The sequence below is a fragment of the Ktedonobacter sp. SOSP1-85 genome (genome assembly GCF_016587415.1).
Classification (GTDB): domain Bacteria; phylum Chloroflexota; class Ktedonobacteria; order Ktedonobacterales; family Ktedonobacteraceae; genus Ktedonobacter.
The window spans coordinates 143,356-168,916 of the sequence record NZ_BNJI01000003.1; the positions used below are offsets into that span (position 1 = coordinate 143,356).

The 25,561-nt window shown below is 53.8% G+C and carries 23 protein-coding genes and 1 pseudogene; 13 read left to right on the top strand and 11 right to left on the bottom strand.

Annotated features, from left to right (window positions below; translation table 11 throughout):
• Positions 1-431: 431 nt before the first annotated feature.
• The 5 genes from KTE_RS38605 (at position 432) to KTE_RS38625 (ending at position 6,825) form a co-directional block, all read left to right on the top strand.
• Positions 432-1,454: a universal stress protein gene (locus KTE_RS38605; RefSeq protein WP_201391374.1), complete on the top strand. Its 1,023-nt coding sequence runs from the start codon at positions 432-434 to the stop codon at positions 1,452-1,454.
• A gap of 392 nt (positions 1,455-1,846) precedes the next feature.
• On the top strand, positions 1,847-3,001 hold the full coding sequence (locus tag KTE_RS38610) for a CaiB/BaiF CoA-transferase family protein (protein ID WP_201391376.1): 1,155 nt from the start codon (positions 1,847-1,849) through the stop codon (positions 2,999-3,001).
• Positions 3,002-3,007: 6 nt separating this feature from the next.
• Positions 3,008-3,769, top strand: a complete 762-nt coding sequence (locus KTE_RS38615) for an HPP family protein (protein ID WP_201391385.1) — start codon at positions 3,008-3,010, stop codon at positions 3,767-3,769.
• On the top strand, positions 3,744-5,732 hold the full coding sequence (locus KTE_RS38620) for an acetoin utilization AcuC family protein (protein ID WP_201391387.1): 1,989 nt from the start codon (positions 3,744-3,746) through the stop codon (positions 5,730-5,732). The genes KTE_RS38615 and KTE_RS38620 overlap by 26 nt, the downstream gene beginning before the upstream one ends.
• 76 nt (positions 5,733-5,808) lie before the next feature.
• Entirely contained in the window at positions 5,809-6,825 is a 1,017-nt protein-coding gene (locus KTE_RS38625) for a hypothetical protein (protein WP_201391389.1), read from the top strand.
• Between the two features lie 97 nt (positions 6,826-6,922).
• Here KTE_RS38625 and murB read toward each other — a convergent pair whose 3' ends face one another.
• From murB to KTE_RS38640, 3 genes are all read right to left on the bottom strand, one after another.
• Positions 6,923-8,032 carry a UDP-N-acetylmuramate dehydrogenase gene (gene murB / locus KTE_RS38630; protein WP_201391391.1) on the bottom strand — a complete coding sequence of 370 codons (1,110 nt, stop codon included), beginning with the start codon at positions 8,030-8,032 and terminating at the stop codon, positions 6,923-6,925.
• A gap of 163 nt (positions 8,033-8,195) precedes the next feature.
• Positions 8,196-9,590, bottom strand: coding sequence for a cell wall metabolism sensor histidine kinase WalK (locus KTE_RS38635; protein ID WP_201391393.1), 1,395 nt, complete (start codon positions 9,588-9,590; stop codon positions 8,196-8,198).
• A gap of 301 nt (positions 9,591-9,891) precedes the next feature.
• On the bottom strand, positions 9,892-10,884 hold the full coding sequence (locus KTE_RS38640; RefSeq protein ID WP_201391395.1) for a cell wall metabolism sensor histidine kinase WalK: 993 nt from the start codon (positions 10,882-10,884) through the stop codon (positions 9,892-9,894).
• 52 nt (positions 10,885-10,936) lie between these two features.
• Between KTE_RS38640 and KTE_RS38645 the strand changes: the two genes are divergently transcribed.
• The gene (locus tag KTE_RS38645) at positions 10,937-11,797 is read left to right on the top strand and encodes a DoxX family protein (protein WP_236600910.1); all 861 of its coding nucleotides are present in this window, start codon (positions 10,937-10,939) and stop codon (positions 11,795-11,797) included.
• Between the two features lie 85 nt (positions 11,798-11,882).
• Here the strand turns inward: KTE_RS38645 and KTE_RS38650 are convergent, their stop codons facing one another.
• From KTE_RS38650 to KTE_RS38660, 5 genes and pseudogenes are all read right to left on the bottom strand, one after another.
• Entirely contained in the window at positions 11,883-12,599 is a 717-nt protein-coding gene (locus KTE_RS38650; RefSeq protein ID WP_201391397.1) for a response regulator transcription factor, read from the bottom strand.
• 409 nt (positions 12,600-13,008) lie between these two features.
• Positions 13,009-13,341, bottom strand: a pseudogene (locus KTE_RS48345) (DDE-type integrase/transposase/recombinase); the annotation flags it as partial.
• Positions 13,335-14,198 carry an FAD-binding protein gene (locus KTE_RS38655; RefSeq protein WP_307812088.1) on the bottom strand — a complete coding sequence of 288 codons (864 nt, stop codon included), beginning with the start codon at positions 14,196-14,198 and terminating at the stop codon, positions 13,335-13,337. The pseudogene KTE_RS48345 and the gene KTE_RS38655, both read right to left, overlap by 7 nt.
• Before the next feature lie 38 nt (positions 14,199-14,236).
• A complete protein-coding gene (locus KTE_RS48350; RefSeq protein WP_236600911.1) occupies positions 14,237-15,742 on the bottom strand; it encodes a hypothetical protein in 1,506 nt (501 codons plus the stop codon).
• Positions 15,743-16,311: 569 nt separating this feature from the next.
• Positions 16,312-17,346 carry a UDP-N-acetylmuramate dehydrogenase gene (locus tag KTE_RS38660; RefSeq protein ID WP_201391401.1) on the bottom strand — a complete coding sequence of 345 codons (1,035 nt, stop codon included), beginning with the start codon at positions 17,344-17,346 and terminating at the stop codon, positions 16,312-16,314.
• Positions 17,347-18,085: 739 nt separating this feature from the next.
• Between KTE_RS38660 and KTE_RS38665 the strand changes: the two genes are divergently transcribed.
• The 3 genes from KTE_RS38665 (at position 18,086) to KTE_RS38675 (ending at position 20,587) form a co-directional block, all read left to right on the top strand.
• Positions 18,086-18,904, top strand: coding sequence for an IS6 family transposase (locus KTE_RS38665; RefSeq protein ID WP_201391403.1), 819 nt, complete (start codon positions 18,086-18,088; stop codon positions 18,902-18,904).
• A 39-nt stretch (positions 18,905-18,943) separates the two neighbouring features.
• Positions 18,944-19,723: an MIP/aquaporin family protein gene (locus KTE_RS38670; RefSeq protein WP_236600912.1), complete on the top strand. Its 780-nt coding sequence runs from the start codon at positions 18,944-18,946 to the stop codon at positions 19,721-19,723.
• A gap of 78 nt (positions 19,724-19,801) precedes the next feature.
• Complete coding sequence (locus tag KTE_RS38675; RefSeq protein WP_201391404.1) at positions 19,802-20,587, top strand: IS6 family transposase; 786 nt, start codon at positions 19,802-19,804, stop codon at positions 20,585-20,587.
• Positions 20,588-20,968: 381 nt separating this feature from the next.
• Here the strand turns inward: KTE_RS38675 and KTE_RS38680 are convergent, their stop codons facing one another.
• On the bottom strand, positions 20,969-21,604 hold the full coding sequence (locus tag KTE_RS38680; protein ID WP_201391406.1) for a TetR/AcrR family transcriptional regulator: 636 nt from the start codon (positions 21,602-21,604) through the stop codon (positions 20,969-20,971).
• Between the two features lie 119 nt (positions 21,605-21,723).
• Here KTE_RS38680 and KTE_RS38685 point away from each other — a divergent pair, with 119 nt between their 5' ends.
• Positions 21,724-22,554, top strand: a complete 831-nt coding sequence (locus tag KTE_RS38685) for an SDR family oxidoreductase (protein ID WP_236600913.1) — start codon at positions 21,724-21,726, stop codon at positions 22,552-22,554.
• A gap of 146 nt (positions 22,555-22,700) precedes the next feature.
• Here the strand turns inward: KTE_RS38685 and KTE_RS38690 are convergent, their stop codons facing one another.
• Together KTE_RS38690 and KTE_RS38695 are read right to left on the bottom strand one after the other, a co-directional pair.
• The gene (locus KTE_RS38690) at positions 22,701-23,054 is read right to left on the bottom strand and encodes a hypothetical protein (RefSeq protein ID WP_201391408.1); all 354 of its coding nucleotides are present in this window, start codon (positions 23,052-23,054) and stop codon (positions 22,701-22,703) included.
• A gap of 44 nt (positions 23,055-23,098) precedes the next feature.
• Entirely contained in the window at positions 23,099-23,506 is a 408-nt protein-coding gene (locus KTE_RS38695; protein WP_201391410.1) for an MFS transporter, read from the bottom strand.
• A 45-nt stretch (positions 23,507-23,551) separates the two neighbouring features.
• Between KTE_RS38695 and KTE_RS38700 the strand changes: the two genes are divergently transcribed.
• From KTE_RS38700 to KTE_RS38710, 3 genes are read left to right on the top strand one after another with little or no spacing between them, the layout of a single operon-like run.
• Entirely contained in the window at positions 23,552-24,304 is a 753-nt protein-coding gene (locus tag KTE_RS38700; RefSeq protein ID WP_236600914.1) for a transposase, read from the top strand.
• Positions 24,294-24,620, top strand: coding sequence for a hypothetical protein (locus KTE_RS38705; protein WP_201391412.1), 327 nt, complete (start codon positions 24,294-24,296; stop codon positions 24,618-24,620). Before KTE_RS38700 ends, KTE_RS38705 begins: the two co-directional genes overlap by 11 nt.
• Before the next feature lie 32 nt (positions 24,621-24,652).
• Positions 24,653-25,552 (top strand): ABC transporter ATP-binding protein, encoded by a 900-nt coding sequence (locus KTE_RS38710; RefSeq protein ID WP_236600915.1) that lies wholly within the window; start codon positions 24,653-24,655, stop codon positions 25,550-25,552.
• Positions 25,553-25,561: the final 9 nt, after the last annotated feature.

The window sequence follows — 25,561 nt, forward strand, 5'->3', positions numbered from 1 at the left end:
GAGTAAATCATGGTCTTCATGAGAAACTCCTTCTTTCTTCACTCCATCTGGACCTCTCAATACCTCCATTGAATGTTATTTCTTTCATGCCTCAGAACGTTCACGAGAGGATCTCGCATCTATATCTCTCTCAAGGACATAACAATATGGCCTTACTGTTTGTGAGGACGCTTGAAAAGTGAGCGCTACCCCTCCTTTTACCTGGAGGTGCGCTTGCGAGAGGGGGAGGAATGGAAAAGATGGCTTTTACGTGCTCTTGCTGGTTGTGAAGAGTGAACGTTTCTGGTTGTGATTTGAGAAGGTTTTGTGAACGCAGGGCCATAGGCTGTTATTGACACGTGATAGATAAGCCATACAGTTTCTATAGCTTATAGCGATTAAGGAAGCGTTTCAGGAGTAGCGAATGCTCTTCAATGAAAGGATTTTGACACATGTTTCATCATATTCTGGTCCCACTGGATGGGACAGCCGTCGCTGAACAGGCGATTCCCTTTGCAGCACGTATCGCGCGTACCTCGGGAGGCTCACTCGTCCTGGTACGCGTGATTCACACGCCTGTACGGAGTGGTTCGTTTGGCGCTGAGCCTGTGATGGGATTGGCCCCCAGCGCGCTGGAAACGCAGTATGCGCTCGCGCACCACTACCTTTCGATCATCCCCAAAACGTATGCCGCTGAACTGACAGGCATTCCGCTTGAAACGGATATCGAGCTGGGAGCTACAGCTCCAGGCATCGCGTCTGCCGCCCGCGTGGAACAGGCTGATATGATTGTGCTCTGCAGCCGAGGAAAAACAGATCTGGCGAACTGGGTGCTAGGCAGTGTGGCACGCCAGCTCGCACGCCGTAGCCCGGTTCCTATCCTGGTTCTCAATGCGCATGGGCACCCATCCGTACTCTCCATGACCCCATCCTGGCGCATTACCGTGCCCCTGGATGGCTCAGAGCTGGCCGAGAGAGCCCTGGAGCCAACGCTCCAATTGGTTTCTACGCTCCGTCCCACGACGCCATGGGAGCTCCATCTCGTCCAGGTCGTTGCCCTTCCACCCGCAGCAAGCAGCAGATGGAAGTTCCAGCAGAAGGCCAGCACTGAGCAAGTGGAGCAGGCGATGCTGGCGGCTGAGGACTACCTGCAAATGGTTATCGCGCGCCTCAAACAGAATCCCCTCGCCTCTCAGGATGTGCTGTTCACAACCTCTGTCATATGTGCTACAGAGGTTGGAGAAACCATTGTCCAGCATGTGGAGCACACCCAGAGTGTTATTGAAGGTGAGTGCGCTAACTTGATAGCCATGGCGACGCATGGTCGAAGCGGGGTCCAGCGTATCCTGCTGGGCAGCGTGGCCGAAAAGGTTCTCAATGACACAAAATGTCCGATGCTCATCACAAGGCCATTTAGGCAGAGCGAACAAGGCAAGCCTAAGCACGAAGAGCACTCGGCCTCACATCTGTCATAAGTCTTATGCCGGACCTTAGAATTATTGTCTCCACAAATGCCAGGGAAGACGCAAAGATGTGAAGAGGTTGTGTCAGCCAGGCCTCCTTTGAAAGGTTTGTGAGAAAAGATTGGAGACAGGATAGGAGCGCCGCAAGCATGCTCTGACTAAGCGGGAGCACGCTTCTTGATGGAAGAGGTGCGTGAGCATTCTGTGAGGAGCAGGTATGCTTCTTTGATGCCATTGTGAACGTTACGTCTTATGCTATGTCATAGCATATCCATACCAGCCTGTTGTGTAGCAAAGATAGCCATAGCGTCCCTTCGCCTCTTGCTAAGAGACGAGTGAGAGGGAAAGATGGCTGAAGTCATCCGCTCAATCGTATTATGCTAGAGCGGGAGGAGCGTGCTTATATGAATGCTGTTCTCTCAGATATCATTGTTGTGGATCTCTCGCACGTCCTGGCAGGCCCTTATTGTACCATGATGCTGGGGGACCTGGGGGCTACGGTCGTCAAGGTTGAGCGACCGGGGCAGGGTGATGATACACGCGGGTTTGGTCCCCCCTCTGCCGGAGGCGAGAGCGCATACTTCCTGGGATTGAATCGCAATAAGATGAGCGTGACTCTCGATTTCAATGAGCCCGAGGAGAAGCAGCAACTGCTTGAATTGCTTCGCCAGGCAACGGTCGTTGTCGAGAATTTTCGCCCGGGGTCGCTGGCTAAAAAAGGGCTGGGCTATGAAGATGTGAAACACCTCAATCCTGGTCTTATTTATTGCTCTATCAGCGGGTATGGACAGGATGGGCCTCGCGCGGCACAACCTGGTTATGATCTTGTTGCGCAGGCGGAATCAGGCCTGATGGCAATTACGGGCGCGATTGACGGAGAGCCAACGTTAGTGGGGAGCCCCATCACCGATATTATGGCCGGCGTTCTGGCCTGCCTCTCCATTCTCGCGGCCCTGCGTGTGCGTGATCAGACCGGGCAGGGACAACATATTGACATTTCTCTGCAAGAGGCAGCCATCTCATTACTTGGAAATGTCGCTTCCAACTACCTTGTCTCCGGCGAAGAAGCCGAGCGCTATGGAAATGCTCATCCCAATATCGTGCCCTACCAGTCATTTGCCACGCGTGATGGGCATATCGTTGTCGCCTGTGGCAATGATCACCTGTTTCACCTGCTCTGCCAGGTGCTGGCCCAAGAGGAACTGGCGACCGATCCTCGCTTCACAACCAACGCCCAACGCGTCCTACATCGCGAGGAACTGATTCCTGCTCTACAAAAGCTCTTTCTACAGCGTACGACGCAGGACTGGCTCGATGACCTGCATCGTGCTGGCATTCCCTCGGGTTCAATACGCTCTATTAGTGATGTCTTTCATGATCCACAGCTTGCCCATCGTGGATTTATCTGGGAATGCCCGCACCCGACAGCTGGGTGCATTCGGCTCCTTGGCTCACCGCTGCGCCTTGAAGCAACACCTCCCAGGCTCTATAATGCTCCTCCTCGCCTTGGCGAAGATAACAACCTATGCTCTCTTCGTCAGACAGTCGAAACGAGGTAAACCATTATGATTGTCGGCGATATTATGTCTACCACACTCGTGACTATTGAGCCAGAGGCAACGCTTGGGCAGGCGGTCCATATACTGCGCCAGCACCATTTTCACCACCTCCCCGTAGCTCATACAGTGCGTAATAAGAAGCAGACGCGACCTGGTGCTTTCAAGTCCGCACCCATCCTCCTGTTGAAAGGCCTGCTAACCATACAGGATGTAGAGTTAGCTATCGCGCTCGCAAAACAGAAAGAAGCCACGCTCTCTCTGGCATACCCATGGCAGGACATTCCACTCAACGAGATTATGCCCCCTGTCCCGGCCTATGTTACGCCTATGACCTCTATTGCCGCCGCCACGCAAGTGTTCATTGACCGAGGCATCAACTGCCTTCCAGTGATTGAGCCAGGCCAGGGTGGAGAGGATGTACTGGTGGGGTTACTGTCGCGTAGCGATATACTGCACGCTATGATACGTTTGCTAGGGGCGTCTGAGCCAGGCTTTGAGATCCGCATCGCGCTGCCTCTGGGCGGCCTGGCTCCTCTTGTCAGGGCTCTGGTGGCAGCGGAAGAGCTGCATGTGCCCGTCAGTAGCCTGGTCATCATACCCTGGAAGTTAGAAGAATCACGCGATGAACCGCGCCAGGCCATACTTCGTGTTGCCACGATCAATCCCGGTCCCTTCCTGCGGCGCCTGATCCAAGAAGGCATTCAGTTTGCCAGTGGGCAGCAACAAACAGAGGAGCAAAACCATGTCACACGCCTCGAACAGGCATAATGCCGCCTTGATTTTTGAAAACGCTGAATTAGGCTATGATTTTGGCCCACAGCATCCTTTGCATGCGCGGGGCTTACAGGCATGCATAGAGTTGCTCGAAGCTAGTGATCTATGGCATCCTGATAGCGCGCAGACACGCTTGAGGGCAGGCCAACCGGCCTCGCTTGAGACATTACGCCTCATCCATAGCGAGGACTACATCAAGGCTGTACAGCGCTTGAGCATGCCCACACCTGCGCTAGATGAGCAACAGCAGTTGCAGCTAGAGGCGCGCTATGGTCTTGGCCCAGGCGATACGCCCGTTTTCCCAGGAATGCATGAAGCGGCGTCGACCATTGTGGGAGGAACAATAACGGCGCTGGAGTCCGTCATGGGAGCCAATCAGGAAGAGTGCAAACAAGATGACACGCAGCCACTCCACGTCTTCCACCCGGCTGGTGGCTGGCACCACGCGCAGGCGAGCCAGGCCTCGGGCTTCTGTGTGTATAACGATATCGCCATCGCGATTGCGCATATTTTGCGTACCCGTGAAGCTAAAGTAGCCTACATCGATTTTGATGCACATCATGGTGATGGTGTACAAAACGCGTTTTATGATGATCCGCGTGTGCTGACCATTTCGCTCCATGAAACGGGCCGCTCCCTGTTTCCAGGGACTGGCGAGCTTATGGAACTGGGCAGTGGGAGTGGGCGAGGCTATACCGTCAATGTGCCGCTTGAGCCCTTTACCGAGGATGACTCATATGTAGAGGTCATGCAGATGTTGCTGGCTCCGCTACTCACCTCATTTGGGCCGGATATCCTGATCAGTATGCATGGCTGCGATACCCATGCCTGGGACCCGCTCACGCATCTCTCTTTGAGTATGCGCGGCATCAAGGCCCAGGCGCAGCTCGCACATGAGCTCGCACATACCTATTGTGCCGGACGCTGGGTCGCCGTAGGAGGCGGGGGCTATGACCTCTATCGCGTGGTTCCGCGAGCATGGAGTAGTGTCTGGGCGGAAATGGCCCAGCTTCCTCTCCCACCACGCCTTCCTCCCTCCTGGGTTACGCAATGGTATCCTGTCTGGATAGCTGACCAGCGCACTGAGGACGCGGCTGCTCTCTTGGCTCCAGAAGAGAATCTGTCACAACGGCGCTTCCCAACGACATTTGAAGATGCGCGCGATGCGATTCCGGTCCAACCCCGGCATGACGAAATTTGCTGGAAGAATCGGCTGGTAGCCACTCTAGCACGCCGCCTTCTTCTTCCCTCGGCGGTTCGCCACGCGTTTCCTCTACCAGCTCGCCAGACGCCGTCCCCGCTGACAGGCCTGTTTGACCTGCTCCATCCTGATAAGGGGGAGACGCCCTCTCGCAGCCGGGTCATTTCCACGCCTCGCGGGAAGGTCATCCTGCGCGATTTTTGTCCGACCTCGCTCGTAGAGCGCTTCCATGTCGACACAGGCATGCATGCCTTCGCTCGCTTCCCGGAGCGAGAGCACCAGTTGCTTCTTTCGATTGCGCGAAATCCAGATTGCGCCCTGGCACTCGCTCATACGCCAGAGGGCGCCATCATTGGCCAGGTTACGCTCGCGCCACTAGATAACTGGTGGAGCAAACTCGAAAATGCCTATGAAATCGCTATTGAGGTCAGCGAGCATTGGCGTGGACTGGGTGTTGCCAGGCGTTTGCTCGAATTTGCCCTTGAACTGGAGACGCTGGAGGACCTCATCTTATGTGCGCTGGGTCTCTCCTGGCACTGGGATATCGAAGGACTCCATAGCACCCCCCATCGCTACCGAGAAATGCTCATCCACCTGTTCGCTTCTCAAGGATTCGCTGAATTTGCGACTACGGAACCTGATATCATGATGGATCCAGTCAATGTCTTGCTGGTGCGGATTGGCAAATGGGTTGATCCTCGCGAAGTTGAAGAGTTTCGCCAGGTTATTCAACGTACCCCTTCGGCGCTGGTGTAATGTATTTTCAGGAGAAGGAACCCGTTGTGTGATGTTGGTGTCGAGCTCTCGCCACTGGAGAGGAAAGGAACAACTTATGGACACGTTTCATGCGTCTTCACCCGCTATGCAAGAAGGAGCCTTTCCGCGTGAGGGATCAATCACGGAACAACTCCAATTTGTCGTACACTATGCGGCGCTGGCTCCCTCCGAATATAACGTGCAACCCTGGCTCTTTCAGGTGCATGGTAACACCCTTGAGGTCTATGCCGATCTCTCGCGTCGCTTGCCGATTGCTGATCCCCAGGGGCGCGAGCTCCTCATCAGTTGTGGTGCGGCCTGTATGAATATACAAGTGGCGCTGCGTTACTTTGGTCTGCAAGAGACGCTCCGGCTTCTCCCCGATTCCCAATGTGCCAACCTGGTCGCCAGGATGACCGTCATCTCTTCCCATGAACCAAATGAAGAGGATCGACGCCTCTTTTCTGCGCTCCCATGGCGCCACACCTATCGCGGAGACGTCTCTCCTGAGCCGATACCACGCTCATCGCTTGATCAGTTGAGCAAGCAAGTAGGCCTTGAAGGAGCCTGGATACGGTTTGTGGAAGGAGAGTTGCGCCAGCGTCTCTCGGACCTTATTCTGAAGGGAGATCGACAGCAATGGGCCAATAAGGGCTTTCGCGCTGAGCTGGCGCAGTGGTTACGGCCGGAGCCCGCTCCTGATGGGATACCTGTCTCGGCCCACCCGCGTGGAGGAGGCCGTCCCTTCTGGGTGCGAACGCTGAACCTGAGCCACAGCGAAGAGCACACAATACAGTGCGCCCTGCAGCAGGCCCCTGTGCTGGCGATCCTGGGAACCTTTGGCGACTCGCCGCTCGACTGGTTACTGGCAGGCCAGGCCCTGGAACGGGTCTTGTTGGCAGCATGCACAGAGGGCATTCAGGCCTCGTTTTTCAATCAGCCGCTGGAGGTCCCGGAAATGCGCACCCAACTGCAAACGCTTTTGGGGCCATCCGACTACCCACAAATGATTCTGCGCATGGGATACACATACTCCACGACGCCCACGCCGCGCCGTGCCGTGGAGGATATGCTCACCTCGCAAGAACCATGAGTGGCCCGGCTCTTGCATATATAACCCAAGAAGAGGGTCCGTGCACCATCAAGACTCCCTGATGGCGCGCGGGCCCTCTTCTTGAAGCAGAAAGCTTTTAGACATTGGGATGCGGCTCAGTGGATGCCTGTGCCGTGGCAGAGCTCACTTCTATGGGCACAGCCTGGACCTGCTGGGTATGCCATTCGCCAAGGAGCTCAAGATTCAGCTCGAGCTGGACCCCGCAGTGGAGCAGGACCTGGTGATGTGCCTTGACGACGAGAGCCAGGATATCACTCGACGTTGCCCCACCTAGATTGACGATATAATTGGCGTCTTTGGGCGAGATCTGCGCCTTGCCATAGCACGCGCCCCGTAGGCCAACCTGGGCGATGAGTTCATCGGCCCGCCTTCCAGGAGGATCAATAAAGACTGAGCCGATATGCCGCTGCTCCGGCTCCGCTTGCTGGCGCGCCTGCTTCTGCCTCTCGATGAGGGAAGTGAGCACGCCAGGATCCTCTCGCTGGAGATGCAGACCCAGGCGTACCACAATCTCTCCGGGCTCAATCAGTCCTCGCGGGATCAATACCAGGTGTCCCTCGGCGTCTATTGTGGCGCGGCGCTGCTGCCGGAAGCGGCTCGTGCGATAACCGAGCGCCAGTTCCGCATGTTGATAACGCCGCAGAATGGCAACGGCATCTTCGCCTTGCGTCTTCAAATTACACCCGCGCGCATCCAGGACCTCTATCCAGTTCAAGACATCGCCGAGACTCTGTGTATGAGAGCCTGCGTTGCTGACGACGCCTCCACCCAGTGTTCCCGGGATACCCACGCCGAACTCAAGACCACCCCAGCCCAGAGAGGCTGTGCGCCTCAGCAAACGTTCCCAGCGGACTCCAGCATCGGCAAGCACAAGGGCCTCTTGCTCAGACAGAGGCTCAATGTCATAGGAGGATAGCCCCATCTCCGCAACAATACCACGGATCCCAGCATCAGCGTAGAGGATGTTAGAGCCTGCGCCGACTATCAGGAGCGGCCAGTTCTCTTTCGTACAGAGTTGGACCATTTTTGCGAGCTCTTCTCGCGTCTTCAAGGTGAGCCAGAGATCAGCGGTCCCGCCTGTGCCAAATGCGTTATGCCTGGCCAGAGGCTCCTGCTTATGAATACGTTGATGAAAATGGGGAGAAAGCATCTTATAGGAGTTGTCGATGTCAAACGCTCTCATCATGTGTCCCTTTCTGCCTCTCTGTCCTACAAATACGCTCTCCTTTGGGGTTGCGTGAGCGTTGTCTGATAGGGAAGAGCATATGTGGTGTACTGATCCTCTACCAAGCAGAGGCCATACCCCCTCACAGGAATGATACAGAAACCAACAAGAGATCAGGTGCCGATCACAAAGAGCACCCCCCCTCTTCCTGGTAGGCAGGAAGGATCACATGGACCGTGCTCCCCACGCCTAACGTGCTCTCAATCCAGATCAGTCCCCGGTGCTTATGAATGATATATTTACAAAGGGTCAGTCCTAGCCCTAGCCCGCTCACTTCACGTGTCAGACTCCTATCGACCCGGTGAAAGCGGTGAAAAATGCGCTGCAACTGCTGGGGCGGAATGCCAATACCATGGTCGCGCACACAGAGCTCGATGAAGGCTTCTGTCGTCTCATGCGCTTCCTGGGCGCTCCCTTGCGGTTCAAACCTGTCCCGCTCTTGCCCGAGCAGGAGAGTGGTGGGTAAGGGGTGACGCAGGAGAATCTCGATCTCGCCTCCCTGGGGCGAATATTTGACTGTGTTGTCGAGCAACATATCCACGACATAGCGCAGCCGTTGTGGGTCAGCATACACCAGCGGCTCCCCCAACGTGTCTTCATCCTCCAGGCGCAACGAGAAGCGAGGCTGCTGCGCATGCGCATACATATGCTGTTCCCAGCGTGACCGAGCCCCTAGCAGGGCTTGTTCAGCGGCCGTCACCAGATTGGTAGGGCTAAACTCAAAAAGAAGGGTCCCCGTCTCCAGTTGGGAGAGCTCGATGAGCTGATCGACCAGGCTTGCGAGATGGCTGCTTGCCTCATCGATCTCCTGGAGAAACTCACGCCGTTCCTCAGGCTGAATACGGTGTTCATAGCGCAACAAGGTATGGGTGTAACCTTTGATTGCCGCAAGTGGGCTACGTAACTCGTGGCTAAGGGTCTCTTGAGATTCGGCCTGGATGAAATTCCCTCCAGAAGAAGATGGATGCAAGCTCACGAGTGCAAGAAGCATCGTCATAAGAGCCACTCCTGCGGCCTCCTGAACGCAGAGCGGCAATGTATTGGAGGGAGTTGGCTCGATAACACGCTGCGTATCACCTGTCGTTTGCATCATGAGCAACGTGGCAACGGGTGGCAAATGGAAGCGTGATGCTGGAATTGCTTCGCCGTGCTCATTTGCATGCTCACCCACATGCGCCTCCAGCACAACGTGAGAAGGCAGCGTAATTGGCAGAGGATAGGAGACGCGTCCCTCGGTGAGAGGCGTTGCCTGCATGATGGCATCCTGTGTGTGAAGAGAAGGAAGTATCTGCAAGAGATGCTGCATACTAATCCCCTGCAAGGACAGAAGATACCACTGCCCATGCGTAGTAAGACCTCCTATGAGTGGAAAGTGAAGCGCCAGAACATGGGCAACTTCGCGAGAGTGCTGCTCGGGTAGGCAAAGGAGAAGCGCTCCCTGGAGCTGATGTGCACAACGCAAGAGCATGTGAAGCAGGCGCGCTGCCGCTGTGGCAGCATCGATTTCTCCTGCAAACACTTGTTTTCCTAACAATCGTGCATACACCATCAGATCCAAGCATGAGGTTGTTGGTGTGGTCCCCAAGCTCTCTCCAGGCACAGAAAAGCAGCCACACGTTCGTGGCATTGGAGCATTCACGGCATTTCCTTTTGTTGGCTAGTAGATCGTCACTGATGTGACTGTAGTATAGCCTGGAGAGAGACACAAGCACGTCACTCGCACATGACGAGATATCACAATACTAACACAAACATGCCGGGTTTGATTGCATCCCGTCACAAAGAAGGAGGTGGGAGAGATGGGAGAGAAGAGCTGGAACTTATGTGGCAGTCGCGTTCTCGCCCTGCGACACGTCCCCAATGGGGAGCGTCAGGAAGAAGGCTGAGCCTTTCCCTTCCTCTGAGGTGAGCCAGAGGCGTCCCCCGTGTTGCTCAACGAGCATCCGACAGAGATACAGGCCCAGTCCGGTTCCGCTAATGCCCGCGGCCCTGGCATTGTCAGCGCGGATAAAGTGCCCAAAGATACTTGCCTGCTGCTGTTGGGGAATGCCTATCCCGGTATCCTGGACCTGAATCTCCAGCATATTCTCGGCTGGTCTGGCAGCAAAACGGACAATCACTGATCCCCTTTGCGGACTATATTTGATAGCATTTGAGAATAAATTCGTGAGGACTTGCTCAATACGTTTCGCGTTGATAGTGACTTCAAGGGCCTCTTGTGCGGTTTGTAGTTCTATATGATGCCGCGTTGTCATCCGGGCAAAACGCTCGACCACGCGTCGGGTGAGCGCGACAATATTGGTGGGAGCCCGTTGGAGGACGTTGCGGCCTGACTGTAAACGGGTCACGTCCAGCAGGTCTTTCGTTAAATCGGTTAAGCGATTGGTCGCCTGCTCAACATCCTCGAGCCTTTCCAGTTGCCAGTCTTCGAGTAGGGTGCCATGCCCACGCACCGCTTGATGAATGAAACTACTCACGGCTGTTTTGAGGATTGCGAGCGGTGTACGTAGCTCATGGGCCGCGATGCCAATAAATTCATCTTTGAGGGACTCGGCCTGCTTGAGCGCACTCACATCCTGGTGAATCACCAGGGCCAGGCATTCTTGCTCGCATTGATCCAGGGAGTGATGCTCTGAGGGCTCCATACTGTGCCAATGAGAAGAAGAGAGTGGGACAGCGTTGACCAGGATAGGCAGGCGCTTCCCACAAGGTTGTTGGATAATTTCCTGGTGCTGATACACCGTTTCGTCTTGTAGGAGTGCACACGTGGTTGCCCAGGTTTCTGGAGGAAAGCGCCGCCTGGGGAGGCGCACCTGTGTCCCTTCTTTATGCTCCCATATTTGGGAGGCAGACAGGAAAGCGCTTATGAAGAGATTTTCTGCATGTGATATGGCTGTGATACCTCTTTCCCTGGCTGTGACGGGTGAGAGAGTCCTACCAGATATGCTTATCACTGTCAGGGAGGTAACAACCGAGGGCGCCGATCCACTGGTACTGGTGAGCAAGGATTGTTCTTCTCTGGGGTATCATCCGTTTTCGTTCAATCGAGCGTACATATCGTTTCAGGGAGGAAACATCATGCAGATGTTGAAAACACTTCAACCACGCGCGTCAACTCAAATTGCCGAGCCACCAGTGGCACGGTTCCTGTTCGCGGACACCCGCATCGCCTGGCTCTGGATCATCGTTCGCTTGTATGTTGGCTATGAGTGGCTCACTGCTGGCCTGGAGAAACTGACGGGCCGGTCCTTTACGCTCGACGCGTCTTTCGGCCAGGCCGTCAAGGGAGGAGCCTGGGTCTTCAGCGGCCACGATGGGGCAGGGCTTAAGGGCTTTATCGCAGGAGCACTGGCCCAGGCAGGAGGCCCTCATCCAGCGGTGCAGGGCTGGTATGCTGCCTTTCTCCAACACTTCGTCCTGCCCAACGCTGCCATCTTTTCCTATATCGTCACCTTCGGCGAAGTCTGCATTGGCCTGGGCTTGATCTTTGGAGTATTGACAGGAATTGCCGCCTTCTTCGGTGTCTTCATGAACCTGAACTTCCTGCTGGCGGGCGCGGTGAGTATCAACCCCATCATTGGAACATTGGCTCTCTTCCTGGTGCTGTCCTGGCGGATTGCTGGCTACTACGGTGTAGATCGGTACCTGCTCCCGTTACTGGGAACGCCCTGGACAGGCTCGCTCGCGAAAAAACAGGCGCCCCTTCCCAAGGTGGCCACAAGTTAAACACAGGAATCACAAACACTCTCAACGAGGAGTTGCGTCGACGCAACTCCTCGTTTGTTCTTCACGTTGGTTCGCAAGCTTCCCTTTATGGCATGGGCTGCGGGTCGACGAGGAGATAGCCAATGCCGATTCTGGTCAGGAGATAGCGTGGTTGAGACGGTGTTGGTTCGATTTTCTGCCGGAGGCGGTTCACATTGACCTGGAGCATGTGGCTCTCTCCCAGATATTCACTGCCCCAGACATGTTCCAACAATTGATCATGCGTCAGGACGCGCCCAACGTTCTGCGCCATATAGGCAAAGAGACGATACTCGACAGGGGTGAGCACAATGTCCGTTGCCCCTCGCTTGACCAGATGTTGCGCGTAATCGATGGTCAGCTCACCGATCTTCGTCGTGGCTTGCATCCCTTTCCCCTCGGTCGTCGCGAAGGAGGTACGCCGAAGAACGGCGCGAATACGCGCCAGGAGTTCATCGACACTAAAGGGTTTGGTCAGATAATCATCGGCTCCTAAATCCAGCCCGAGGACCTTGTCCTTGTCCTGGCCCCTGGCGGTCATGACAATGATGGGAACGGTGGAGAACTCGCGTATCCGCGTGCAGGCCATAAAGCCATCAAGTTTGGGCATCATCACATCTAAAAGCACAAGATCGGGCATTCTGGTTTCCACAGCCTGAAGGGCTTGCGCTCCATCTTGGGTAGCAATGACCTCATAGCCCTCAAGTTCAAGGCTGCGTGACACGAGCCGCAGCAAACGCGGATCATCATCAGCAGTCACAACGGTGGTTTTCTTTGCAGCCATAGCTGTCTATCCTCTCGAGGCGGCGTTCCCATGAGAAGGAATCACGTGATGAACCATGTCCTGGGAACAAGCACAACTCCTCTCTCTGGCACGAATGTGTGCCCTTAGTATATCCCACACCACTCATCAAAGAAAAGCCATGCCCGTGCTGCCATCGACCAAACTCAGCCACAACCCCTGCAGAGGTACAGGCTCCTGTCTTCGTTAAGAAACAGTTCTTTGTCCGTGCGGGTAATGAAACCAAAGAGGCTCTTGGACACATTGGTATTGGTGGCAAAATCCAGTGACCTTGAGATTGACCCGTTTTGATGGAAGGTATTGTCAACTTAGCGAGAGAAAGGAAGCGTTCTCTTGAAAAGATGAGCAAGAGGAAGGGCAAAAGCAAAAAAGGGGCGAGGAGTTTGGTGTACTATGCGGCTCGTTCTACTCCTGTGATCTCGTTCCTTACATGAAAGCGCTCCTGCAAGAGTGCACGATACGCTGATGCGTTGAGGCGATGTCGTTGGGGCCGAAAATGGTCAGAGATAGGACCAAAGGCCGAAAGAAAACGTTGGGCCTGACCCAAAGATTTCAACCTTCGCATCGTGCGTTCGCGTTACCGAGTTGGCTGATGTGAGTTTTCGGCGCGATTATTCAAGCCTTTGTGCTGGCGATGCTCCACACCTGGCATGATTTCTTTTTTCACAATGACATAGCTTGCCAATTGGTCAGTGAGAATGACGCGTGGTACATATTCTAGACCTGCTCCACAGGCCACTCACCCAGAATCTCGAGGTTTAACAGTAAATCGATTCCAGATTGTGCCAGAACGTGTTGGTGGGCCATAAGAATCAACAACAGGATTTCTTGAGCGGTTGCACCTCCCAGATTAGCGATATAATTTGCATTTTGCTCAGTAATCTTCGCATTGCCTATGGCTTTTCCTCCAAGGCCCGCTTGCGCAATCAGGTCTTTTGCAAGAGATCCTGTAGGATCTTTAAAGACAGGGCCAGTTTTCGGCAAGGCAGGCTCCTGGGTCTGACGCTCCTGCATATATTGGTGAGAAAGAGCGGCTATCTGGTGGGGGTATTTGCGCTGCAATCGCAAGGCTAATCGGAGCACAATTTCAGCCGGTTCGATCAGTTGTCTGCTTGGAAAGACGAGCTTGCCATCAGTATCGATATGAGTAGCACGATGGACACGAAAACGACTGTGCCGGTAACCCAGATCTAAATCCTCACGGGCATAATGTCTTTCAACCAGGGGGACAAACACATCATACTGACCCGTATTGCAAGCACGTGCATCGAGCACATCAATCCATTGCAAGCTTTGTCCTAAATCCCTATTGTGAGCACCGGCATTACTGATCAGACCAGCCCCCAGGGTTCCAGGAATGCCAATCCCAAATTCGAGTCCGGCCCACCCTAAGACTTGCAGTTGAGGAAGCAGTTGAGACCAGCGAACGCCAGCATCAGCAATCAATGTCTCTGAGCGTTCTTCAATTACATACTGTTGCCAATCGATGCGGGCGACAATGCCTCGAACACCAGCATCAGCAAAAAGGATATTTCTTCCCTCACCCACCAGCAGTAAAGGCCACTGATGGGTCATACACATCCGAATCAAGACTTCTAGTTCCTGAGGGGTTTGCAGGGTCAACCAGAGATCAGCTGGCCCCCCGACCTCGAAAGAACAATGGGGCGCCAACGGCTCCTGGAGCTGGAGCAGCCCTGGAAAATGAGGATGAAGAACGGTATAAGCTTGTTCCCTGTCAAACAACATGCGTATGATCCTTTCTTTGGAAAAGGGAAAGGGCGAAACCTGGGCCTACGTTCAGGGAAAAGGAGATCCCAACGTTCAGCAGGGGCTGTAATGAGGCTACCCTTGAGAGAGGCGGGATCGAACGGGTGATTGGAAGGAACACGCACTGGCTTGGGTAGGAATCCCCCTTCTGTCCCTAGCACAAAGAAATCGGGGCCTGCTGCATTGGTCGGCTCTGAATTATTGTTGAGAGTAATGCTATCCGCACTCCCATTATCTATATACAATTGCAGGTTCAGGAATCGCGCCTGGCAACCGTTGAGAACACGTAGGCGATAGCGCCGATCCTCAACGGTTGTCTCGGGATATACCGTGCCATTCGCAAGCATGGTATCACCGAACATCTCTGGGACAACCGAGCGATCTGGTGGCAAACCCAGAGGATGAGGACCTAGCGACCAACGGTTCGTCTCATAGACGTGGGGGTACCACAAGCTGCCCACCTCCCTGGGGCCCGGCCAACTGGGATCTTTGCGCTCGAGATCAGTTCCAACGAAAATCTTATCCTGGATAATGAGAGGAATCTCGCGCCCACCATGTTCCACAAAGTCGAGCAGGCCATCGTTACGCAATTCAGACTCGAAGTGATCGCGTATAATATAGGCACTGGCAATTCCAGCAGAGGCATTGAGCCGGGTAAGACAGTAAGCGTGATCGTGATACCAGACCAGTCGTGCACTCTGATCGTTGGGATAGTAGTACTCCGCTTGATCAGGTTCGAGATGAGGGTTGAGCAATTTGTAGATGTTCCCATTTTGACTCTGCACACTCGGTCCATACTGCCCATCTGGCGTCAACCAGGTACATGGGCAGCCATCGCTGGTCCAGGGTACAAATCCACCGTGTATGTGCGTCGTCGTTGCATTCTGCTGTTTCTGAGCACCAGGGAAGTTGGCACTCCTATCAACTGGCAGAATGTGCTTCGGTGGCAACTCATTCGTAAACGTGACCTGTATTGGTTTCCCGCGCTGCACCACAAAGATGCCTCCAAGGTGCCTCTGCACTTGCGCTCGCCCACCAAGCGGAACGACCGAGTGATAGCCCCATAACGTTGTTGCTCCAAGGTCGGGATGTAATTGAACCGTGAATTGCCTGATGAAGAGTGAATAATGCGTCACCCCTGTGGTGGGAGCGACAAAGGCGTCTGGAGTGGCAACCGGAATCCCCCCAGGACCAATGCCGCGTAGAGGCTGATGAAATTTCTTTAGCCCTTTCCTTGTATGAAAGGGAAACACATTCCTGACATCAAAATACCAGGGAGCAGCCTTGGCTGCTCCTATACCTATACCTAATGTATACGCCAATAACTGTCGTCGCGTGATGGTTGGATACGTTGCCATGCTCTCTCCCCACAGAATGTCCTCTAGGATGAGCTACGGATGTCTCTTTTCAAGGAGAGCAGAACTCGTAAAGCCCCTGATACCCGCTCCTTGGTGTATCCACTCGTGTTCAAGCCCAATGAGCAATCCAATGTATGGAATACGATAACCTGCAGCATAAGCGTGCGATACTATTTGGTGTCACCGTCAGGAAATCTCTCCTGATGCCACGTATCACAAACGGCTACACATCATTACCCGCTCCTGCGAGGAGAAAGGCACGCATGTCCCGTTCCAGCCGCGTTACCAGGCCTGGTACCGCTTGCTCTACCAATGATGAGAGCGTATCCCCAAGAGCAAAACATCCACTCTTCAATGGCATAGACAGTACCCGTGGCGGAAGCTGATGCACAGACAGCACCCGATGCTGCTCCACTTGTCATGGCATCAATAACAACGGCACTCGTGGCCCCTTCTCAGGCATCCATGATAGCGTTCACTGCCGTCTTTGTCTCTTCGCACAAGCCCTCCTCAGTAATGATTTCACGCCGTTGGGGAGTCCAAACTAGCTGAAATCCCCTCGAATCCTTTTAAGGACGACCAGGCCAGGCTCCGAGGATGTCAACATTCAATGCCAGTTCTATGCCAGCGTGCTTCAGAACCCCTTGATGAGCCTCTACGATGAGGGAGAATATCTCTCTCGCCGTCGCATCACCGGTATTGACAATGTAATTAGGATTCTGTACAGCGATCTGTGCTTTGCCGAAGGTTTTCCCCTGAAGATGAGCCTGTGCGATGAGATCCTTTGCCAGATACCCAGGAGGATCTTTGAAGATGGGTCCGGTTCTTGGCAGGGGCGGCTCATCGGCCCGGCGCTCCTCGATGTACCCGTTACAACGCGCAGCCAGTTGTTGAGGATCTTCACGATGCAAACGGAGTCCCAGTTTCACAACAATTTCTGCGGGCTCGATCAACTGACGGATCGGGAAGATCAGGTTCCCTTGTCCATCGAGATGGGTGTAGCGATTGATGCGGAAACGACTGTGGCGGTAGCCAAGATCTAAATCATCACGGTCATAGCGGCGGGTGACCAGGGTGGGAAACGGATCTCCGAGATGAGTATTGCAATTCCGGGCATCTAAGACTTCGATCCATTCGAGCGCCTGTCCCAGTTCTTGGTTATGAGCGCCGGCGTTACTGATCAGGCCAGCGCCCAGGGTTCCCGGGATGCCAATCCCAAATTCCAGGCCTGCCCAGCCTGCGGGAATCACCTGATGCAGCACTTGAGGCCAGCGTACTCCTGCCTCTGCAATCAGTGTGGCAGTACCATTACGATGGTCTTCGATTTCGTACTGTTGGAGGTCCATTCGGGCAACGATGCCGCGCACGCCTGCATCAGCAAAAATGACGTTTCTTCCCGCCCCGACCAGCAAGAGCGGCCATTGATGGGTAGTACAGAGACGGAGCAAGGACTCCAGTTCCTCATGGGTTTCCAGGGCAACCCACAGATCAGCTGGTCCTCCGACTTCAAAGGAGCAATGCTGCGTCAGCGGTTCGTTTCGGCACACCCGGTCACGAAAATGGGAGTGCATCAGTTTGTATGCTTGTTCGATAGCGAGAACCATGTGTTTTTTCCTCACTTCCGTAAGCGAAAGCGGCCGACTCGAAGCTCGTTCAGGATGACAAGCACATCGAGATCTTCCTGAAGCAACGCTCCGGCTGCCGGGACAGTCCAGGACCATCCAATCAACAACCTGTCCGCAGCTATGAAACTCGCCCTCTGTCTCTCGGCGGAAAGGTGTTCACACGCTTGCTACAGGTTGGCAGGCAAGGAAATCCCCAGGCGTTCTAATCAGCCCCCTCTCTCGGCTCCAGAAGTAGCACGTTGCCTTTGTGACAGGGGTTTCTCATCCATTGCCGCTGCTGATACGCCAACCAGGATGCGAGAACAAGCAAGGGTAGGTGCAGAAGAGGTTCTCATGTAGCTCACCTTTCGTAAGGGAATGTGAGGGGATGGTGGGATGGTGTCAAGTGCTGTCAAGGATGACGTTGCACTGCAGCGAGCTGTGGTGAGATGTTGCAGTGGCAGTGAGCGCAGAATGCAAGAAACCCAGACACGACCATCACATATTGTTTTCTCTTGCCCCTCCAAGTCACTCTGTTCCCTGTCACATACACACTGTTTCTTCTCATTCAAGGTGAACACAGATCGATGGCATTGTGCTCACACTGATGGAATACCTGTTCGTCGACGTCTGACCGCTCTCCAGGGATGCGTCAGAACTGAGAACAAGACCTCAAGCCGAGATCCCTCCTTTTGTGGTAAACTGATGATCACGCAAGTATTTTTTGTAGGAGTGCCTCATGAACTGTCCATCTTGTCTATCCACAGTGATCAGGGAACAGAGGAAGAAAACAGTACTCGGCTACCGAACCTTCCGCTGTTCAACCTGCCAACGCATCTTTAATGAACGAACTGGCACTCCTTTTAATTACTTAGAATACCCGACAGAGATTGTTCTTCTTGTTGTCCTCTGGCGCCTGCGCTATAAGCTGAGTCTACGTGACCTCGCTGAGATATTTCTCGAACGCGGTTTTGTGTTTACCTATGAGGCGGTTCGGGACTGGGAAGCTCGTTTTGCACCGTTGTTGGCGGATCAACTCCGTGCCAGAAGACGCGGACAAGCGCAAGCCTCCTGGTACGTCGATGAAACCTACGTCAAAGTCCACGGGAAGTGGTGTTACCTCTATCGGGCCATCGACCGGGATGGCAATCTCGTTGATTCCATGCTGAGCGAGAAACGGGATATGGATGCAGCTCAACGGTTTTTCAAGCAGGCGGTTGAGACAGTTGGTTCTGTGCCAGAACGCATAACGACCGACGGGCATAACTCCTATCCACGAGCGATCCGTGTGATGCTCGGCTATGAGGTTCTCCATCGCTGTAACCCGTACCTGAACAACCGCTTGGAACAAGACCATCGTGGGATCAAGCAGCGCTATTATCCCATGCGCGGATTTGGAAGCTTCACGTCGGCATCACGCTTCTGCAGGGCGTTCGACGAGGTACGCCAGTTCTTCCGGTTTCGTACCACGATGAAGCAATACATTTCTCTTGCTGATCAACGCCGTCTGTTCTGCCATCGATTGGATACCTTGAAAGCCCTGTTCCTGGTAGCCTAAACGGAGTGTTGGATGGAGCCAGACATGATGTGATCTTCTGTGTTCTCAATTCTGACACATCCCTTCATCGTACTCAGCGTGGTCACCCTCATGTTCGGCTCAGGTTCACCGCTGGCTACCGTGCTTCCCAATCACAGCGTGCGCCGGCTGATGACGGGATTGATGCTCGCGGGAAGCGGACCGCTCGTGGCTATCTCACCTCTGGGCAAGCTGAGCGGCGCCCATCTCAACCCGGCTCTCTCGCTCGCGTTCTGGCTGCAAGGCAAGATGCATCAGCATGATCTTGCCTGTTATCTCGCAAGTCAAATGCTTGGGGCTGTGCTCGGGGCGGGAGTGGCCGTGCTGATCTGGAAGGAGAGCGCGGCACGTGTCCACAATGGGATCACCGCTCCAGGGATGGGATATCCTATCTGGAGCGTGTTTCTCATCGAGATGGGACTCACCTGCCTGTTGGTTCTGGCGATTTTTCTCTTTCTCAGCAGCCATCGCCTGATGCATTGGACCCCTTTCATGACCTGGCTTCTGGTGGCATTCTTCTACTGGCAGGCTGCGCCCATCTCTGGCTCCAGCCTCAATCCCGCTCGCAGCTTTGGCCCCGCTCTGGTCTCCTGGTTCTGGCGCGACCAGTGGGCGTATGTCCTTGCTTCTCCCATCGGGGCACTGCTTGCCGTGGGCCTCTTTCGATTGCTGAGCCTGGTGGGCATACACGATGTGTTGACGGCCAAGCTGTTCCACGCCCCACGCTACCGATGCATCTTTAACCATATCAAAGCGCCACAAATCAATACCGATCAGGAGGGAAAATTGATCACGCCGTGACGGAGGAACTGTGCAGGCTGTGTTGCAAGAAGTAAGCTGATTTGCTAAAGTGAAGCGAAAAAAGCAAATGAGGACCCCATGGCCGAGCAGAATCCGTTCAAATGGCGTCATTTCCAAGCCGAGATTATTCTCCTGTGCGTACGCTGGTACCTACGATACGCGCTTAGCTATCGCGATCTGGAAGAGATGATGTCCGAGCGTGGACTCTGCGTCGATCACACCACCGTGTATCGCTGGGTTCAGCGCTACGCTCCCGAACTGGAAAAACGTTGTCGACCGTACCTGAAAGCTTGCAGTGACTCCTGGAAAGTAGACGAAACAGACATCAAGATCAAAAAAGCCTGGACGTATCTGTATCGCGCCGTCGACTCCGAAGGGAACACGCTGGAGTTTCTCTTGAGTCCAACCCGCGATGCCGAGGCTGCTACACGCTTTTTCTGCAAAGTGCTGCACTCCACTGTGGTTTCCGCACCTCAAGCGTGTCCCAGCGAGGAACAGGGAGCACAGCCCACGGCTCCGACAGTTCCCACTTCCATGATACTGACTCCTCGTGTGATCAATGTCGATAAAAACGCGGCCTATCCCAAAGCCATTGCCGACTTGAAAGCCGCTGGAGTCCTGCCTGAACACGTAGAATTGAGGCAGGTGAAATACCTCAACAATCTGATTGAACAAGACCATCGATTCATCAAACGGCTGACGAAGCCAGGAATGGGCTTTTTCACCTTCGCGACGGCCTGGCGAACCTTACAAGGATACGAGATAATGAACATCCTGAGGAAAGGGCAAGTACAAGGGGTGGCAAAAGGAGATGTCGGAGGGCAGGTCGCACTGGTTGCCACGCTGTTTGGAGCGGCCGTGTAAGAAAGATGGTGAGGAACAACCACATCCAGTTTCTTTCTTTGCGATTTCTTGCAACACAACCGTCTGGGTTGCCTGGGCTCGTCCCACAAACTGCTTCGCCACAACCGCTGCACCATGAAGCTCTCCTGCTCCGCCCGCAGGCACGGACATGGGATCGCGTCGGAGTACCACCTCTGGATCGAGCACGGCGAGCAGCGCGTCAAAGTTCCCGCCACGCGCGGCCGTGAGGAAGGCTTCGACCACTTCTCGGCTGGCAGACAGGTCCGCATCTTGCAGAGGTGTGTGCTTTCTTCGAGAGCAGCCTACGAAAAAGAGACTCTGACTCACTGTTCTCCCAAAAACCATAGGCGTTCCAACTCAAGCGCATTCGCAATTAATACCTCAATGTACGTCCAGACCGTCAAGAAGTTGAGCAAGACCATTCACAATGCGCTCTTCACTCCAACCAAGCGTATGCCGCTGATAGAGGTAGAGGTCCACCTGAATCGCCGCCAACAAGCACTCCGCGAGGTACTCGCAATCCAGATCTGCACGACATGCCCCCATCTTCACGGCAATTTGGAAATAGAATACAACTCTTTCCCTGTTCCAGGTAAACCCTTCACACTGATAAAAACTCCGATCCCCCTGCGCCTGATATGCCCTGTATAAAGCCAACAGATACGTTGTATGCTCTTCAATGAAGCGCGCGAACTTCTTGAGGAACAGATAGATGAGCTGAATTGGTTGTGCCTCACCCTGCTCAAAACCAAAATTGCCCTTCGCCTCTTTCTGAAATTGCTCAAAATGTGGGGTAAGTAATGCTTCTAAAAGTTCCCCTTTATGGGCAAAATGTCGATATAGAGTTCCTTGCCCAACGCCAGCCGCTTTTGCAATTTCCGTCATCGTGACCGACTCAATATCACGCTCTGCAAAAAGCTCCTGCGCTGTTTGCAGCAACTGCTGCTTATTAGCTACTGCATCACGACGCTCTTCACGCCTCTGTTTCAGCTCAACAGCCTTCCCTGGTCGCTCCATGTAAAGCCTCCTATGCCCTCTTGACAAAACGGATTATCGTCCGTATAATGTGCTAAGAAACGGATTATCGTCCGCTAATACTATACCATAAAGTAGCCGATACAGGCGAGTTCTCCTTCATGCTCTCTAGTCTGGTGGTCTTCTGTTCGAAAAGGACAGATAAGCCTGTCTCTCGACCTCTTTATCGAAAGGATACATCTATGTCTAAACTTCAAGGAAAAGTGGCTTTGGTAACTGGAGGCAATAGCGGTATCGGCCTCGCTACTGCCAAGGAGTTTCATGCCCAGGGTGCAAAAGTCGTGATCTCAGGACGCAACCGTGAAACATTAGAGGTTGTCGAGAAAGAATTGGGTGAAGGTGTGCTGACTGTTCCCTCGAATGTTTCAAAACTCAGTGATATTGATGAGCTGATGGCGCAAACAAAAGCCACCTTTGGCAATTTAGATATTCTCTTTGTCAATGCAGGTATTGTCATTCAAGGTATGCTTGGAAAAATCACGGAAGAAGACTTTGACGCGGTCATCAACACCAATTTTAAAGGGGCATTCTTCACCATTCAGAAAGCCTTGCCCCTTTTGAATGATGGAGCATCCATCATTCTCAGTGGCTCGATCAATGCCCACATGGCAATTCCCGGCAGTTCAATTTATTCGGCAAGCAAAGCCGCGATCCACTCGCTCTCTCGCTCTCTCTCCTCTGAGTTAATTGAGCGTGGTATTCGCGTCAATACCATCACGATTGGCCCAACCGAAACCTCAATCCTGGGAAGTTTCTCACCAGAACAATATGCCGCGTTCAAACAACATATTGGGCAACGTTCGCCTGTCAAACGATTAGGAACATCTGAGGAGATCGCCAAGGTTGCTCTGTTCCTCGCGTCCTCGGATTCCTCCTTCGTGGTTGGTTCTGAGATCTATGCTGAAGGCGGGATGCTTTTCAATAGACTCTAGGTATTTCACCTGTTTCTTAATTAGAGAGCGTTCGCTCGTCCCTCAATCCAGGCTCCTGCGAACGCTCTTTGTTCTTGGTCGGTCACATTACACAAGCGACCACTCAGCCATTGCATACCTCCTGTATGCATTTAAGATCTGCAAATCTAGCCAGCATTTGCCTGCTCAGCTCGATACTTCTTCACAGCTCGGAAAAGGGTCAACCGCGCGAAGATTCCTGCGCTAATACTCATGATCCCTATCAGAAGAAAGATAGTATCGAGGCGACCAAAATGCATGCCTGAGACTGTAACATCTAAATTAGCCAGAAGCGTCGAGGCGAGTGTACTAGCAAGCAAACCTCCTGTCAGGGACGCGACGGTAATCATTGGTATCTCAAAAGCCATGACACGCCCAATCAATTTGCGAGGCGTCACCAGGACAGTCAATGGTCGTACAGAAACGAATATGCAGGAGCTAAAAACACCAAATAAGAAGCCACAAATCATGCCTGGAATCATGGTAGTGCTCCGTGAGAGAATCATCATCACAACGCCACTACAGATCAAACCAATCCAGAGCACCTGACTTCGGTGAAGCGCTTTGCTAGGTACCCAATGAATGGAAGCCCCAACACCACACCTATACCAAAACTCCCAACATATAACCCTAGCCAGACTTCGGGTATATGCAAATTCTCTACTCCGTAGAGGTACTCAAAGGAGTTATATGCCATCCCACCGAACATAAAAATCATGCCACTAATAAGTAACGTAATAAGAATAGGACTCCCCACAAAGAAGCGCAGGCCCTCCATAAACTCAGACCAAAATCCCTGCTTCTCCTTTGCCGTATCCTCCTTTATTATTGGGAGCTTGATTGCCATAATGACCAGAAATGAGACAAGAAACGAGAGAGCGTTTAACCCAAAAGCCCATGTAGGACCAAGGGCGATATAAAGCGGAGCCGCCAACTCTTCCTGCTGATCGTCGAAACCTTTGTACCAGCCGGAGCCTGTGTGGATCTGGTCATCGACGAAACGCTGGAACGGCGGTGGGGCAGCAAAATCAGCAAGCGAGGGCATTACCGCGACAGCGCGCTCTCCAGTAAAGAACGCTCGGTGAGCAGCCCCGGATTGCGCTGGATTGTGATGGCAGTGGTCGTGGGCCTTCCTTGGACCAAACAGAGATGGGCTTTACCTTTCCTGTGTGTGCTCGCGACGACTCCCGAAGTGAGCACACGGCTGGGAAAGCGACACAAAACCATCAGCATGTGGGCGCATCAGATGATCAGTCTGGTCCGCCGATGGCTTCCCGATCAGCCTATCAAGCTGATGGGCGACACTGCGTACAGTGTGCTGGAATTGGGTCTGCATGCCCAGCATCAGCAGGTGGCCCTACTCACAACTGGCCAGTTGGATGCAGTGCTCCACGAACCACCTCCAGAGCGCACTCAGCAGACCATTGGTCGCCCGCGGGTGGTGGGCCAACGTCTTCCTGCTCTGGAAATGATCTTACAGGACTCGCAAACCGTCTGGCAACCCCTCACCCTGGACTGGTATGGCCAAGGAAAACGAATCCTGCAGATCTGCACCGGCACGGCTCTGTGGTACCGCTATGGATATCAGCCGTTACCGATTCGATGGGTTCTCACGCGCGATCCCTCAGGCAAGCATCTTCCAAAAGCCATCTTTTCCACTGACCCTGCCCAGCCAGCAATAGAGATCATCAAGGATTTTATGCGCACGCTGGAGTCTGGAAGTGACATTTGAGGAGGGACGCGCCCATCTGGGCATCGAAACACAACGCCAATGGTCGGATCGCGCCATTGAGCGCTCGACGCCTCTCCTCTTTGGCCTCTTCAGCCTCGTGACACTCTTTGGGAGGGCTTTGCATCCTGATGGACTGCTTCCTGTCGCTCAAGCCGCTTGGTACCGCAAGCACACTGCCACGTTCTGTGATGTGCTCGCTCTCATCAGGCGCCGTCTGTGGGGCCAGGGAACTTTTCCCACATCACCCACCGATCCAGGCGTGGTTTTAGTGCCCCGCTCCACCCTTGAGCGATTATCGTGGGCAGTCTGTTATTAAATTGGAAATGTACAAAGTCAAGCCCAGCTCTGGTGTATTATTCCGGAGGACTTCAGGTCATTGGAGGCCGGATCAGCCTTGGTTCACTGGTCGCCTTTCTCACACTCCAAAGCCAATTCTTTCCCACCCTACGTCAGTTGCTCGGCGTCCCTCTCGACATCCAAGCAGCACTCGCCCTCTTCGAACGCCTTTTCGCCTACCTTGATCTTCCCATCGAGATTGCCGATCGTTCCCATGCCAAGGCACTTGGTCAGGTCACCGGACATATTCGCTTCCATCATGTACATTTCCGTTATCAACCGGAGCGACCAACACTGATAGATGTCGATTTCACGGTTCAACCAGGGCAACTCGTCGCCCTGGTTGGTCCAAGCGGCGCAGGCAAGACCACCACAGCCTATCTGCTCCCTAGGTTCTACGATGTGGAGCAAGACATGGTAGAGATCGATGGCCAGGATGTGCGCTCCGTGACGCAGGAGAGCCTCCTCCAGCAGATCGGGATCGTCACACAGGAAACCTACTTGTTCAACGCGACGATTCGCGAGAATATCGCCTACGGATATCCCGGTGCTACTGATGAAGAGGTGATGACCGCAGCACAGGCTGCACAGATCCACGAACGCATTCTGCAACTGCCTCACGGCTACGAGACCGTGGTGGGCCCACGTGGCAACACGCTCTCAGGTGGAGAGAAGCAGCGCGTCGCCATCGCTCGTGTCTTCCTCAAAAATCCGCGCATCTTGATTCTCGACGAGGCGACCAGCGCGCTCGATACCCATACCGAGCGCCTCATACAAATGGCTCTCGCTGAACTCAGGAGAGGACGCACGACGCTGGCGATTGCGCATCGCCTCTCGACGATTCTCTCTGCCGACCAGATCTTGGTCATGGGTTGTGTTGCAAGAATTATGAAGAAATCAAAAGAAGAATGAAGTTCCTTC